The organism is Subtercola frigoramans (assembly GCF_016907385.1).
Classification (GTDB): Bacteria; Actinomycetota; Actinomycetes; order Actinomycetales; family Microbacteriaceae; genus Subtercola; species Subtercola frigoramans.
On sequence record NZ_JAFBBU010000001.1, the window covers coordinates 201,689 to 215,606 of the forward strand.

Annotated in this window: 12 protein-coding genes; 3 read left to right on the top strand and 9 right to left on the bottom strand. The window is 60.3% G+C overall.

What is annotated here, in order from left to right; genetic code table 11:
* Positions 1-3: 3 nt before the first annotated feature.
* The 7 genes from JOE66_RS00995 to JOE66_RS01025 form a co-directional block, all read right to left on the bottom strand.
* Positions 4-1,323: an ABC transporter permease gene (locus tag JOE66_RS00995; protein ID WP_205106304.1), complete on the bottom strand. Its 1,320-nt coding sequence runs from the start codon at positions 1,321-1,323 to the stop codon at positions 4-6.
* 101 nt (positions 1,324-1,424) lie between these two features.
* Positions 1,425-2,183 carry an ABC transporter ATP-binding protein gene (locus JOE66_RS01000; protein WP_205106305.1) on the bottom strand — a complete coding sequence of 253 codons (759 nt, stop codon included), beginning with the start codon at positions 2,181-2,183 and terminating at the stop codon, positions 1,425-1,427.
* A 292-nt stretch (positions 2,184-2,475) separates the two neighbouring features.
* The gene (locus tag JOE66_RS01005) at positions 2,476-3,756 is read right to left on the bottom strand and encodes a COG4705 family protein (protein WP_239518175.1); all 1,281 of its coding nucleotides are present in this window, start codon (positions 3,754-3,756) and stop codon (positions 2,476-2,478) included.
* Between the two features lie 326 nt (positions 3,757-4,082).
* A complete protein-coding gene (locus JOE66_RS01010; RefSeq protein ID WP_205106306.1) occupies positions 4,083-5,030 on the bottom strand; it encodes a sensor histidine kinase in 948 nt (315 codons plus the stop codon).
* Positions 5,027-5,707: a response regulator transcription factor gene (locus JOE66_RS01015; protein WP_205106307.1), complete on the bottom strand. Its 681-nt coding sequence runs from the start codon at positions 5,705-5,707 to the stop codon at positions 5,027-5,029. Before JOE66_RS01015 ends, JOE66_RS01010 begins: the two co-directional genes overlap by 4 nt.
* Positions 5,708-5,732: 25 nt before the next feature.
* Positions 5,733-6,371 carry an ABC transporter ATP-binding protein gene (locus JOE66_RS01020; RefSeq protein ID WP_307826990.1) on the bottom strand — a complete coding sequence of 213 codons (639 nt, stop codon included), beginning with the start codon at positions 6,369-6,371 and terminating at the stop codon, positions 5,733-5,735.
* A gap of 58 nt (positions 6,372-6,429) precedes the next feature.
* The gene (locus JOE66_RS01025; protein ID WP_205106309.1) at positions 6,430-7,821 is read right to left on the bottom strand and encodes an ABC transporter permease; all 1,392 of its coding nucleotides are present in this window, start codon (positions 7,819-7,821) and stop codon (positions 6,430-6,432) included.
* A gap of 269 nt (positions 7,822-8,090) precedes the next feature.
* On the opposite strand from JOE66_RS01025, the gene JOE66_RS01030 reads away from it, so the two are divergent.
* The 3 genes from JOE66_RS01030 to JOE66_RS01040 all read left to right on the top strand — a co-directional run bounded on the left by JOE66_RS01030 (position 8,091) and on the right by JOE66_RS01040 (position 9,857).
* Positions 8,091-8,633, top strand: a complete 543-nt coding sequence (locus JOE66_RS01030; protein ID WP_205106310.1) for a hypothetical protein — start codon at positions 8,091-8,093, stop codon at positions 8,631-8,633.
* Between the two features lie 221 nt (positions 8,634-8,854).
* A complete protein-coding gene (locus JOE66_RS01035) occupies positions 8,855-8,992 on the top strand; it encodes a hypothetical protein (RefSeq protein WP_205106311.1) in 138 nt (45 codons plus the stop codon).
* A gap of 292 nt (positions 8,993-9,284) precedes the next feature.
* Positions 9,285-9,857: a DUF2127 domain-containing protein gene (locus tag JOE66_RS01040; RefSeq protein WP_205106312.1), complete on the top strand. Its 573-nt coding sequence runs from the start codon at positions 9,285-9,287 to the stop codon at positions 9,855-9,857.
* A 316-nt stretch (positions 9,858-10,173) separates the two neighbouring features.
* Here the strand turns inward: JOE66_RS01040 and JOE66_RS01045 are convergent, their stop codons facing one another.
* A complete protein-coding gene (locus JOE66_RS01045) occupies positions 10,174-12,501 on the bottom strand; it encodes a bifunctional lysylphosphatidylglycerol flippase/synthetase MprF (protein ID WP_205106313.1) in 2,328 nt (775 codons plus the stop codon).
* 506 nt (positions 12,502-13,007) lie between these two features.
* Positions 13,008-13,775 (bottom strand): SGNH/GDSL hydrolase family protein, encoded by a 768-nt coding sequence (locus JOE66_RS01050; RefSeq protein ID WP_205106314.1) that lies wholly within the window; start codon positions 13,773-13,775, stop codon positions 13,008-13,010.
* Positions 13,776-13,918 lie beyond the last annotated feature (143 nt).

Sequence of the window (13,918 nt, forward strand, 5' to 3'; positions counted from 1 at the left end):
GACTCATTCAATGGCGAGGGCTCGGACGGGGGAAATGCGGATTGCGGAGCGGGCGGGGATCGCAGAGGAGACGATCGCGAGCACGATCGCGCCGGCAGCGATAGCGATGATGATCCACCCCGGGATGGTGGGCAGGAAGAAGCCTCCGATGTGGTGGTCCGAGGCGATCGCTGCGAGGACACCGGCCCAGCCATAGAAGATGCCCAGCACCAGTCCGGTGATTCCGCCGACGACGGTGAGTTGGATGCTCTCAGCCAAGATCATCGACCGAACTTGCCTTTTCGTGAATCCCAAGGCCCGAAGAAGCCCGATCTCTCGGCGGCGCTGAATGACGCTCAGTGAGAGGCTGTTCACCAGGCCGATCGCCGCGATCACCAGGGAGAAACCGATCAGTACGGCAAGGATGCCCATGGTGAGCTGCATGAATGCTTGGTCTCCGGCAGCCTCGGCGGCATCGGCGCCCGCAGCAATGGGACCGGTTTTGGCCAGGAACGTCTGACCCGCGACAGTGAACATCGTCACGAGGGTGACACCGATGATCAGTCCGATGGTGGATCGTGCCGAGCGTGCCGGGTAGCGGAGGGCATTGGCGCTGGCCAGAACGCTGGGTGTTGATCTGCCGGTCAGTCGTCCGGCAGCCTTCAGCAGTGACGGAATGAAATAGGTCGATCCGAGGACGAATCCGACGAAACTCAGCGCCCCTCCCGGCGCGGCGACGAGTAAGCCGAGGGGACTCTTCAGCCCGATCACAACTCCAATGACGAGGAGAGCGATTCCGCCGACAAACGCGATGACGACCAGGGCGCGGAGGCGTTTGGGCATTTTTGCGACCGTTGCCACTTTGGGTTCCTGGGTATGACCGGTCGCTTCGATCGGTGAGACCGCGAGAATCTTCCGCGACCCGAACCAGGCCGCACCGGTAGTGCTCGCTACACCGACCACAATCGGCGCAATCAGAAGAAGCGAAAGCGTTTCGATTGGTGTGTTGACGAACGTGCCTGATGACACGAGTGCGCCGTAGGTGATCTGCGTGATGAGAAGGCCCAGAGCCAATCCGATCAGTGAGCCGATCAGACCGATCACGGCGCCTTCGATAGCGATCGCCCCGCGGAGCGTTTTGGCTGAAGCTCCCAGCAACCGCAGGAGAGCTATGTGTTTGGAACGACCAGCCATGATGATGCCGAATGTGTTCGCCGTGACAATACAGGCAACGAATACGGCAACGAAGAAGAACAGAATATCCAGCACGTCAAGCAGTGCTCTGACGTAGCCGTGCTGGATAAATTTGCCGCCGATGGACTGCACGCGAAGAACAGTATCCATTTCGATCAGCATTGTTGCGAACACGGAAGACAAAATGGCGACCAGGACGCTGGACGTGTGCCGGCGGCCGCCGTGCCAGAGTTCCCTGTAAGCGAGCGCGATCACGCATTCACCTCGAGGGCGAGGATGATGTCCGAGAGAGTTTTCGCGTCGCTGGCGCCGACGTCGTGGGCTATGGATCCGTCGGCGATGAAGATGATCCGGTCGGCGTGAGAGGCGGCGATAGGGTCATGGGTCACCAGTACGACCGTTTGCGCGTACTCGCGGGTCAGATCGCGAAGCAGGGTGAGTACTTCGCGGCTGGATCGAGAGTCGAGGTTCCCGGTGGGTTCGTCGGCGAAGATGAGTTGTGGCCTCATCGCGAGAGCACGCGCGATAGCGACACGCTGCTGCTGGCCTCCGGAGAGTTCATGCGGGCGCCGGGCTTCGAGCATCCCGAGCCCGAGCCTGGCGAGAAGTTCCCGCACCCACACGAGTTCCGCGGTGCTCGGCTTTCGTCCGTCGAGTTCGAATGGGAGGGTGACATTGCCCAGAACGGTGAGCGTCGGGACCAGGTTGAACGCCTGGAAGACGAAACCGAGCCGGCGGCGACGCAACAAGGTCAACTCGTTGTCATTGAGGTTGGTGATGTCGGTGTCGCCGATCGAAACGCTGCCAGACGTGGCGTTGTCCAGTCCCGCGAAGACGTGCATCAGAGTGGATTTACCTGAACCACTCGGCCCCATGATTGCGGTCAGTGTGCCCGACTCGATGCGGAGATCCACGCCGGACAGCGCGGTTGTGGCACTGTCGCCGGTACCGTACACCTTGCTGACACCCTTGGCTTCAGCCGCGATGACTGGTCTGACTGTGTCGCTCATGATTGTCTCCTTCTCGACGGTATGGCCAACGCTAGGTAGTGAAATCACCCGCCGAATCAGCCAAACGATCGAACTTCTGCCTACACACATGGGATGACAGTGGCCATCCGGGCGGTGGCAGCCGGATCAGCGGGACTGTTCGAGCTGGTCGTCCGTTTGGGTCCCTGAGTATGCGTGTATGTCGCAGTGGCGGATGGGCAGGCGGGGACCTGTGAGCGCCCCCGCCTGCCCATCGACACGGACGCCGCCGGCTGCATGCTTCTGCTGTGCCGGAGTCGTGTTCTTCGCTTGGTTACGAACTGAGGGTGGTGAGGAGCTGCTGTAGCGCTTGTTGTTCCTTTGCCGGATCGGGTGTTTGTGCGCGTACGGATTTGAGTACGGGGTCGATCTGCTTGTCGAGGAATGTCCATGCTCGGCAGTCGGCAGCGTTGAGTTCTGGTTGGTTGTCGTCCCAGGTTGTTTCAAGATCGGTGGCGCGGGCGGCTGCCCCTGTTTGATCGTTCTGGGTGACTAGTGTGAGCGTGTCCGTGACGATTGTTGTGAGCTCGTCGACGTTCGTGGCGGGGTAGTTTGCCTTCACCGCAGCTTGTGCTTCGGACTGGGACAACGCGGTGGAGGTGTCCGAGCACGATGGGGCCGCTGCTTCGTCTGCGAGGGCGCTTGTGTGGGGAAGGTTACTGGTGGTGATGAGAAGTGCGACTGTTGCAGCGCCAACGGCGACCAGGATGACAGCGGAGGCGCGTCGCCTGACGGGAGAGGCCGGCCTTTCGGCGTCGGTGTGGGGTTCGGCTTCGGCGTTCTGGTCGACATCTGTTTTAGTGACCGAGAGGTAGACGACGGTTCCGAGGATTGCGGCGAGGAAGATGATGCTCGTCACGAGCGTGCCGAGTCCGATGCCGCCTTCGGCTGGTGTGAGTCCGAGCCAGTCTCCGATGTTCGCTCCGAGGGGACGGGTGAGGATGTAGGCGATCCAGAATGTGAGCACTGGGTTCGCGCCAAAGCGCCAGAGGGCTGCGACGATGGCGATGAGGACCAACGGCAACAGGATCGATGCGCCTGGTCCCCATCCGGTGAGTTCGAGTGTGCAGTCGCCGAGGGCAGTGCCGAGGGCGAATGTGACGAGCACGGTGAGCCAGTAGAAAGCTTCTCGTGGCGCGGTCACGATGCTGTGGATGGAAAGGGTGCGTTCTTTGACGAACCAGATCGCGAAGACGATGGCAAGTGCTCCGGAGAAGATTGCGGCGCTGACTCCGAGTGGCACACCGGCCTGGTCGGTGAGGATGTCGGTGTACAGGGTTCCCGTGATGCTCATCACGACCACGGTCAGCCAATACACGCCTGGCTGGTATCGCCGACGCGTCATTTGGAGCGTCAGAACCGCAGCCGTCACGACAGTGAAGATTATCGCCGTGCTGACTAGGCCCACTCCGAGCGCGACGTTGATGAAGTCGGCGAAGGTTTCCCCAACGGTCGTGCACAGAATCTTGATGATCCAGAACCAGATGGTGATCGCTGGAACTTTACTGAGCATGTGTCGTGCGGAGTACGCCGTGGGCTCGAGGGATGTGGTCATGCGATGGATGCTAATGAACCTCCGAAAAGCAGCGTCTGAGCGTCACCTGATAAGCCTGAGTGCGTGTACAGAATCTTGGGCCAGATTTCCCTGTCCTGGACGGCCGGACCGGACCGCGAGCACCGTTCATAGGTGAAGTTCCTGATCAACGCCGCTAAAATCGTTGGCTGCCTGAATAGATGCTGCCCGGGGGTTCCCAGCTGCCCACAAGGTATGGGAGAGGCGGCATCCGAATCGTCCTCACGGTGGTCTCATTTTCGGCTCTGGGACGCCGCCCGGTCCAGGCCTCGCCACAGGGCGGCGCAGCGGTTTCTCAGTGAAATCGGTCAGCGTGCATCGGTGGGTATTTCCAGCGTCACTCGGGTTCCGTGTCCTTCGTTCGACGCCAATTTCACGGTTCCGTGGTGGGCTTCGATGATTTGTTTCACGAGCGCCAGGCCGAGGCCCTGGCCGGGCAATGTTCGAGATGTTTCCGCGCGCCAGAATCGTTCGAACGCGTGCGTTTTTTCTCCAGAAGTCAAACCCGTACCGGTGTCCGTGACCACGATGCGTGCGTGGTCTGCGTGCTCCGAAACGGTCACCGACACCTTACTTTTGGGAGGGGAGAATTTCAGGGCATTGTCGATGATGTTGCCCACAGCACGGATCAGGAGGTCGTCGGAGCCGTACACGATCACGTCGCTGCCTGTGACGGTGAGCCTGCCGGTCTGGGGTCCGCGCGAGTAGGAGTCGACCGCCCGATCGACGACCGTGCCGAGGCTGACGGGCTGAAACGCGGTCATCAACGTGGCCGTGTTGGCGCGCGTCAGAAGCAGCAGGTCGCTTGTGAGTGTGTTGAGGTGATCGACTTCATCAAGTGCGGTGGTGATTGCGGTGACGTACTCGTCCCGGGGGCGCGGGCGGCTGATGACGAGTTCCAATTCGCCTTGGATGATACTCAGCGGCGTGCGGAACTCGTGCGAGGCGTCGTCGACGAAACGCTGTTGAGCTTCGAATCCTCGGCGGGCAGGCCTGAGCACGAGGCGGACCATGAGGAAGCAGATGACGGGCAGCACGATCACGAGTGCCAGGTAGCCGGTCGCGAGTCCGAAGCGGAGGTCCGCGAAGCTTTGCTCGGCAGCATCCACGGCACTGTTGCCGGTGTTGAGGGCGCTGTCGTAGTCGAAGGAGCTGACCACGAAAAGGTATACCCCGGCAGCGAATGCTCCGAAAAGTACCAAGAGGATCAGCGTGAACACCACTGTCAGGCGTATCGTCGCCTGTCTGAAGATCATGCTCCCGGCTCCACCGAATAACCCATGCCGCGGTGGGTGCGAATGAAATCGGCTTCACTCGGCTCGTTGACCTTCTGCCTGATATACCGGATGTACGTCTGCACCACGTTGCTGTACCCCTCGTAGTTGCCATCCCACGCGTGGTCGATGAGTTCGGAGGCACTGACAATCGTCCCGGCGTTTCGCATCAGGTATTCCAGAACCGCGAATTCCTTGCTCGTCAAAGCAATGGTTCGATCCCCCCGGCTCGCTGCACGAGTTGCTGGGTTGAGAGAAACACTCCCCACGGTGACGATGGGATGATCGGCTCGCGGGGCCCTTCGCAGGAGTGCACGGACGCGCGCTAAGAGTTCTTGCAGGTGGAACGGTTTCGTCAGGTAGTCGTCCGCGCCGGCGTCCAGCCCGCTGACCCGGTTGCGCGGCGAATCGACGGCCGTGAGCATCAGTATGGGTACGTCCCTGTTCTCTGCCCGGATCAGTCGACACACCTCCATCCCTCCGCCTGGCAACCCGGGGAGCAGCAAATCGAGCAGAACGAGATCATATTTCTCGACAGAGAACGCCTCCATCGCCGCCGACGTGGAATGAGTAACGTCGACCGCGTACCCAGCTTCACCCAAGGCGCGCCGGAGAACGTCAGCGATTCTCAGATCATCTTCGACAACCAGAATTCTCATAGCTGCACGGTAACCTACGACGCGCCTAGACTTCCGCGCCAGAAACCAGACGCCCGCCGTCCAAGGTCAGGATGCGTCCCGAGCGGGACGCAACCTGGATGTCGTGGGTCACCATCACCAGCGTCACCCGCTGTTCTTCCCAGATACGTTGCAACAGGCTCACGATCTCGTCACGCATCCTCTCATCGAGGTTCCCGGTTGGTTCATCTGCCAGGATGACATCCGGGTTTTTGACCAACGCGCGCGCGATGGCCACTCGTTGCTGCTGGCCTCCGGAGAGCGTCGCCGGCAGATGATTGACTCGGTCACCGAGCCCCACCCGCCCGAGAGCTTCCCGGGCGCGAGCGTGCGCAACGGGCCCGCGCACCCCGATCGGGCGAAGCGCGGCAACCACATTGTTGACAGCGGTGAGAGTCGGAATGAGGTTGAAGCTTTGAAAGACGAACCCGATCCGCTTCGCGCGAATCCCGGAAAGTCTCCGCTCCGACAAGGTCCCAAGCTCAAGCGCACCAGAATCAGCGCTGAGCGTGACCGTTCCCGATGTCGGTTGCTCCAGAGCACCGAGGAGCTGCAGCAATGTGGACTTCCCGCCGCCGGTCGGGCCCTGAACGGCCACCCATTCCCCATCCGCTATTTTCAGCGACACCTCATCTAGAGCAGTCACGGCGCCGTCCCGGCTGCGATACGACTTCGATACGTTCACAAGCTCATACATGGGTTCTCTACTCCGCGCTTCGAAGCGCTTCAGATGGGCGAAGGCGGGCGACTCTCAGAGAGCCTGCGATCGAGGAAACCAGAGCCGCGCCGATCGCCAGGCCAACCATCACGGGCACCAGAGCAGCAGGGAACGGTGACATCAGAGGAATCTGCGCGGATGCCCCAGACGTTGACAAGGTGGCCGCGAACGACGGCGCGAAAGCGTTGACCAACAGGATGCTCACAGCACCCAGGGCGAGCCCGACGACCGTGCCGAAAATCGCTTCCACCACCGCCTCACCGGCAACCTGCGAAGAGACTTGCCAGTTTTTCCAACCGAGAGCCTTGAGCGTTCCGAATTCGCGGGTGCGGCGGGTGACACCGGCGACGGTGAAGAGTGCAGCGAGAAGAGTTGCAGCCGCAAAAGCAATGACGCTCAACCACAAACCCAGCGTGCGGGTCAAATCGTTGGCCGTCGTCAAGGAACCAGTTACGCTACCCGCCAGCTCTGACTGGGTTTCAACAACCGTTTCCGGAAGCGCAGACTTCAACGCTTGCTGAATCGAGCCGACATCGGAAGAAGACGCAGCCTTGACGTAGACATGGGTGATCTGACCCGGCAGGCCACTCAAAGTCTGCGCAACATCCAACGGCAGGTACGCATTCGCCCGCGTCGGAGTGCCAGTCGAGGACGAAGTCACCAATCCGACAATGGGTATGTCTACGCCGCCGATGTTCACCGGACCCCCGACACTGAGCTGGTTCTCTTTCGCATACGCCTCGTCAACTAACGCCACCCGCTGTCCGACATCCGCGAGTGTCAATGCCCGACCCGCAGTGACCGTCGTCGATGCGAGAGGGCCAGCGTCGGCTTCGTGCGCCACGTCGATACCAGCAACGCTGAAGGTATCGACACCGAACGAGCTCCCACCCGCACCATCGGCCCCGGTCGGGCCGTCGGCAGCGACGCCATCCCCCGACGCGGGTGGGAGGTTCCCGGTAATGTCAGGGATCACACCACTGAAGTCGTAATTGTCGAGCATCAGAACCGACTCCACCGACGACACCGATGGGACCGCTGCCACCGTGGTGGCTTGTGACATCTCCGATGTCGCCAGTCCTCGGGCAACGGCAAGCTTGCTTTGAACGAACTGCGTCGAACCGCCCGCTGAAGCACCATCCGCCTTGCCGAAATTGAACTTCGGTGCAGCCGATCCGGGCGCGGCTGGCCGCGTCACAGTAATGTCCGTACCAACGCCGTACAGTGACGCCACCGCTACTGATTGGGCCGCCTGCAACCCGAGCGCGACACCACCGATCACGATCACGACGGCAACCGCAACCGCAATCCCGAGGATCACCGTGGCGGCTTGCCGCCATCGATGGCCGAGTTCACGAAGAACGTACCCAACCCACATGCCACTCTCCTCCGGTGTAGACCCGCTCACGGCCCATGGCCAAAAGTAGACTCCGCTCAGTGAGACCAACGTGAGAACGAACTCGGAGAGACATTCGCTCAGATCGGGTGCCCTCAAGAAGCCCCCAACCTGGTCAATCATGTGATTCACAGTGTTACTCATGGGTTCGAACATGTCCGCTGGTTATGCTCACCGCTGGCCCAGAGTGGTCTTTGAGAAAATTCGAGTCGGGAGGTCTTGTGCGAACTCGTACAACCTCGGTAATCCCGGTGGCACTATCGGCAGTTCTCCTCACCGTCACAGCAGGATGCTCGTCCATCCCCTTCGCAACGGGATCCCTTTCGCATGGCAGAGCGGTCAGCTGCCCGGCCGCCGCCGTGGTTGACGTTGGTACGATCGCGGTGCCGGCAGGCCCGATCGGTGGGTATTGTCAACCCGAACTCGTCAACGCGGCCCACATCATCAACGCCGGTCGTGATGCCGGAGTCGGCGTGCACACCCAAGCCGTCGGTGTCATGACAGCCATGGGTGAATCAGGCCTTGTCAACCTCGATTATGGCGATGCCGCTGGCGCCGACAGTCGCGGACTGTTTCAACAACGAGACAACGGAGCGTGGGGATCGCTGGCCGATCGAATGAACCCGTACACGGCCGCCACCAACTTCTTCGACGCCTTGATGAAAGTTCCCGGATGGGTCAGCCTCACCCCCACCCAGGCCGCACACGCCGTGCAAGTCAACGCCGACCCGGACTACTACACGAGCTACTGGACAAGCGCCCGAACGGTGGTCACAGCCCTCACACCCGGCTAACCCGACGCGAAGCCTCGCATCCGCAATCACCTTTCGGGTCTCCACCTGATGGGAAATGAGCTCTGGTCCCGATCTCGGGCCCTCATCCTGGGGGATGACAAGCAAATCGCTCGCTCGTGCGATGTCATCTCATCAGCGGGTATTTAGTGTGAGTTGTACCTCGAGCAAGCGCCAGAACCAAAATGCACGGACAAGTTCGCCACAAAAGACAAGGAAACACCATGAACGATCTTCTCCACGATGCCCTCAAGGCGACAACGCTCGCTGCGACTATATGGGTTTCACTCTCGATCGGTGTTGCGCTCCTCATTGGACGGATGGTTCGCGCCCGCGAAACCGAGTCTGACACGCGCCCATAGACCCAAGCCTGCTCCGCCCCGGCTTTTCTGCCAGTCGATGATTCAGTCGCAGCTTTCAGATTTTTGGCGGCCTTGCTCGACGCCGACGACCATGAGGCTTCCCAGGCCGAACAGCATGTGCGCCGCGACGCGGAGGGGAACGAGGTCGCTCTGCCTGTTGCGAAGAGTGCAGTGGGTCCAGCACGCGATCGCTGATCAGGTCGGAGAGTCGTCAGAGACGCTCCTCGAAGTGCAGACCGACCTTTTCCGCAAGCCCGTACTCGGGCCGGCTCGCACCGAATAACGTTGCAGAATGACCGAAGAAGCGAGCGTTCCCGCGGGTGAGGTTGCCGTGGCTGGCCGTCGAGCGCGGGTTCTTGAGCTGGTCTACCGTGTCGGCATCATCATCAAAGGCATCGACGGACTCATCGAACTCGTTGCCGGGCTCCTTCTCTGGCTAGCACCGGGCATTCTTCGGGCCTCGCTCGCGCCCCTCATGCACACGGACTCCGACGACGAAACCCTACGGTTGTTCATTGCCCAATACGCCGGCCGCCTCGACACAACCCTTGCCGCCGGCGCAAGCGCTTTCGTGATCGTGTTCCTGCTCACCCACGGCATCGTCAAACTCGTGCTCGTCTACTGCCTGCTCAAGGAGTACCGGTGGGTCTACCCCTACGCGCTGGCCGTGCTCGGGCTGTTCGCCGTCTACCAGATCTACACGGTCATCCAGAAACCAACCGTCGGCCTGATCGTGCTCGCCCTGCTCGACATCGTCATCATCTGGCTCGTCTGGCGGGAATGGCGAACCCTCACGCAGGCTGCCGAAAGAACACAACCAGCGAGACCAGAATTTGGTGCATCGAAACCTGGAATCAGAGAGTGAGTGAGATTTCGTCGGAGCGGAAAGATCGGAAGTCTTTGATGCCGGAACGCACGGCCACTTTGTCCAATACGTGCCGGGCCGGCCGTCCCGTTCGGGCAGAAAACTCACCGTGTCTGTTGCGATGAAGTTGTGGATGAACTAGCTCATTGGGCGAGCTGGGTGTGATGTAGCTTGGCGACAATAATTCGGCCCTAGGTGCCAGGAGTCAGGCGGTGGTCCGAGCGCAGTTACGACGGAGGGTTGCCCTAAGTGCAAACATGGGCAGGTCGACGGCATCGAGGGAGAGGTCTTGCCGGTTCGAGCATTGCCTGCGAATTCACCGGGCGGGTTTGAGAAGACCGACGATCTGTCGCAGCGATATATCGGGTACGTAGGCTTTAGCAAGTCCGAGCCCGATGGACGGTAACGCGAATGGGTCTTGGTACATCAAGAACAAGGGTCGTACTTCTGGTTGAAACTTGCTCTTGTAGCGATGAAGGGATTGAAAGCCGTATGCAGGTTCGAGGATTCGGCTGAGGAGAGCGGTGCTCTTGCGCGTCGCCGCGGCTGTCTCAGCCAGCGGCGCGGCGGAAAGGCTCACGGTCCTGATGCCGAGTTCTTTCGCTTTGGCCATCGTTTCCGCAACGATCACATCCATAACGCCCGGCATGCCGTCGGCGCGTCGGCGCATGAAGTCCAGCGTCAAGCCGATGATGATCCCATTGTGAAAAGTGGGCAACCAGCTGGTGACGGCTTCGATGCGGCCACTTTCTGTGGTCGCGATCGTCAGGGAGACCTCGTGATCTTTGAGTTCGTCGACTCCGCCGAGAGTGAAGCCCATCTCGGGAAGTTTTTTCTCCGTCACCCATCCATCAGAGATTTCGCTGATCTGCTCGCGTTGTGCAGTTGTCAGCGCGGCATATGTTGTCCATTCACACGTGAGCCCCGTCTTCGCTGCCCGCGTCAGCGACGTTCGGATGTTCTGCATCTTTTTCCCGCCCAGCGACCAGGTTTCTGGACTGAGTACGGTTTCTTCGCCGACTTTCATGAAGTACCAGTTCGTTGTCGAGAATTGGCGACGGAGCGTCTCGGATACTCCATAAAGAGCGGGAGCCCAGCCGTGATCTTCACAGAATGTAACGAATTCGTCGATCACTTGGGCGGTGTCGTCGATTCGGCACAACGGTTCGCCGGTCGTCACGGCGATGCCGCTGATGATTCGGTACGCGATGATTCCGACGTCGTTGCTGGCATACCAATAATGGTGTCCAGACCAGGTCGTCATCCATGCGAGTGGGCCTCTGCCCAATCCCTCCTTCAGAAACGCTCGCGTCTTACGCGAAGCAGATGAGGCAGCTTCAGGAGCGGTGCGGACGATGCCGATGAGCGCGAGGACCACCAGGCTCGACCAGAACGCCGCTCCAAGCCAGTCATAAAGCAAACGGTCCACGATACCGTCTGGGGCAACCTGCACCTGTTCGAAGGTGAGAAAGCCTTCAGGGACGAGGCGTTCCGGCAGGCCGCTCATCAACTCCGAGAAGGAAGCGGGTGCCGTGCCACTGAGTCCCAGGGTTCCAACCGTGACGTACACGCCAGAAACGACGACCAGCGCAAGTAACGCGCTCACAAAGAACCGGTGGACGGGAATGTGGCCAGTGTTCGGGGGGAAGAACCTTCGGCATCCGAGGGCCCCAACAGCAACGGCTGCGGGTACTCCGATCGCGACTATGACCGAGAGCAGCGTGTCGTCGACTGCGCCGGTAATTGCGTTACCCGCTGCGGACAGGCTGGAGGCTGTACCGAAGTAGATCGCGGCCATCACGCTGAGGGCCGCGTTGATACCGATGGCGAGCCACAAACCGAGCCGTTGTCCGCGGAAAATGGCGAAAGCCGCGATGAGCTGAAGGGCGAGGGGAAGAATCGTGACGAGGATAGCGCCGGCACTTTCACCGGTCCCATGCGAGGCTCCATCGGTGGCGGCCGAATCGCGAAATAGTGCGCCGAGAGGTTCAAAAAGGCCAACACGTGCTGGAGCCATCGCGCTGACAATCGGACCGAGCGCGGTCACGGCGACGACACCGGCGAGCGTTGTACGCGCATCGGTGAACGACGCCCTCCAGGGATGAAGCCGTAGCCGCTTCTTTGTGAAGAACTGGCCAAGGATCAAACCGGCAACCGCCGCGGTCAGCCGGTAGACGTCAGACGGTTGCCCGGAGTACAGAACGAAGACCAACAGCAGCGAGAAACCGACAACGCGCACTCGCCGTGCAACCACGGGGCGCATGTAGGCAGTCGATGCGATGAATGTACCGAGTACCGGAATCAGCGGATCGGTCATGTGCTGGCCGCGGGTAGCTTCGGCCGAGGGAATGTCGAGTAGCACCCCAAGGCCTTGCACTGCCATGCCGATTGTGATGCCGAGCACGGTGACGACAACAAACGCGGTAAGGGCTCTGAGCGGACCCATGAGTCGCTCGGCTACGCCCAAGAGGACAAGTGTGGCCACCAACACCGCGACGAGGTAGACGGGTTTTTCTACCAGCCATACCGAAGTGCCCGCTGCAATCCAGTTGTGCTGCACGAAAAGAGAATCCAGACCCGTACCGGCTGCCAAATTTGCAAACAGGACCGCTCGGAGGAGAGCAGCCGCTGCAATGAGTGCCATAACAGTCCAGGTGAAAGGGATCCTCCGCAATCGACCGGCGGACTCAACAAATGCCGTCAGGAGGGTCGGCAGCCTACGGGATCGGACGTTGGGGGCGGTAATCGCCATGGTTGGTTCTCAAATCATGTGTGCTGCAAGATCGGCCGTGCGGCACTCTCTTATCCTCGCAGCACACGATAGTACGTCAACAATGGGATCCGGGTGAGACAAGAGGTCCTGATTCAGAGCCGACCCGGATCGTCGGCGAGATCGCTCCCATTCTGAGACTCTCCACAGGGAGTGAACTCGCCGCGCTTTCCGATAGCGAATTCAAAATGCCGTCGTGAGGCTGCCATAGTCGTGAGGCGTTACGCTTCGATCTGCACACCGGCATGACGTGGCCGCTGGGATGTCCGGGCAGGCCGGTTCAACGAGTCCGATCAGTACGTTTGCGCCCCTGGGCGAACGCTATGGTCCACCGGAGCACGACTCGGGAGGACTATGGGGACCTCGGCGTGGAGTTGAATTCACCCAGCGCGGAGTTGTTGGTCGATAATCCCAGCGATGACGTTCTGGCCATCGATGGTGGGGTGGGTGTCGTCGTCTTGCAACAAATCTGGATGATCGAAAAATGGCTGCCCGATATCGATGTAGGTGCCCCCGATGTCGGTGGTTGCATGTTCAAGGTTCGAATTGAATTCGACAAGCTGATCCGGAAGCGTCGTGCTTCCCCAGGCGGCACTGACGGAAACGATTTTTGTGTTCGGGGATGCTTCCTTTAATTTCTGTAACACGTCTGCCGACGCTGCTGATACCGCGGCACTGTCTTGACCCAGGTCATTGCTACTCGCGGACATTATGACAAGAGCGGGTCTCATCTGTGCAGCAACGGCAGCTTGGTCTACGAACGTCGTACCGTCATCACCTGCAGTCACGAACCCGGAGCCATCACTCGCGAGATCGGTGAGGCGCCATCCTTCCTGGTTGGCAACAAGAGCAGGCCAAGCGTCTCCCGGGTTCAGCCCGTGACCGTCCATGATCGAATCGCCGATTGCGACGACGACTGGCTTCTCAACGATCCGTCGTACGGGGTGGTCAGGTCTGGCAAATGCTTCCCCATTTGCGGTTGTCGCGGGAGATTGTGACGTCTGAGCGAGTTCTGGAGAACCAGCGAGACCGTCGACCAGCAGTAAACCCCCGATGCAAAGACCGGAACAGGCGAGCGCCCCGCGAACGAGCCAGTGACGCCGAAGTGGTGCCTCGGCCAACGCGAAGAGCGGAGGGCGGGATCTCATAACCTTCAGACTACGTGCAAGCGATACCTGTCGCCCTGTGCACCAGCAATCAATCGGGACCAGGATCGTGATGGTGTTCTACCAGCAAATTATCGGGATTGCTCCATATCTTTTCTCTCACCACAATCCGACCAGTCGGCGAT

Coding starts and splice junctions, on each gene's coding strand:
- JOE66_RS01050 (WP_205106314.1), bottom strand. CDS start 13,775: ATGAGATCCCGCCCTCCGCTCTTCGCGTTGGCCGAGGCACCACTTCGG.
- JOE66_RS00995 (WP_205106304.1), bottom strand. CDS start 1,323: ATGGATACTGTTCTTCGCGTGCAGTCCATCGGCGGCAAATTTATCCAG.
- JOE66_RS01010 (WP_205106306.1), bottom strand. CDS start 5,030: ATGATCTTCAGACAGGCGACGATACGCCTGACAGTGGTGTTCACGCTG.
- JOE66_RS01000 (WP_205106305.1), bottom strand. CDS start 2,183: ATGAGCGACACAGTCAGACCAGTCATCGCGGCTGAAGCCAAGGGTGTC.
- JOE66_RS01005 (WP_239518175.1), bottom strand. CDS start 3,756: ATGACCACATCCCTCGAGCCCACGGCGTACTCCGCACGACACATGCTC.
- JOE66_RS01015 (WP_205106307.1), bottom strand. CDS start 5,707: ATGAGAATTCTGGTTGTCGAAGATGATCTGAGAATCGCTGACGTTCTC.
- JOE66_RS01035 (WP_205106311.1), top strand. CDS start 8,855: ATGAACGATCTTCTCCACGATGCCCTCAAGGCGACAACGCTCGCTGCG.
- JOE66_RS01025 (WP_205106309.1), bottom strand. CDS start 7,821: ATGTGGGTTGGGTACGTTCTTCGTGAACTCGGCCATCGATGGCGGCAA.
- JOE66_RS01040 (WP_205106312.1), top strand. CDS start 9,285: ATGACCGAAGAAGCGAGCGTTCCCGCGGGTGAGGTTGCCGTGGCTGGC.
- JOE66_RS01045 (WP_205106313.1), bottom strand. CDS start 12,501: ATGGCACTCATTGCAGCGGCTGCTCTCCTCCGAGCGGTCCTGTTTGCA.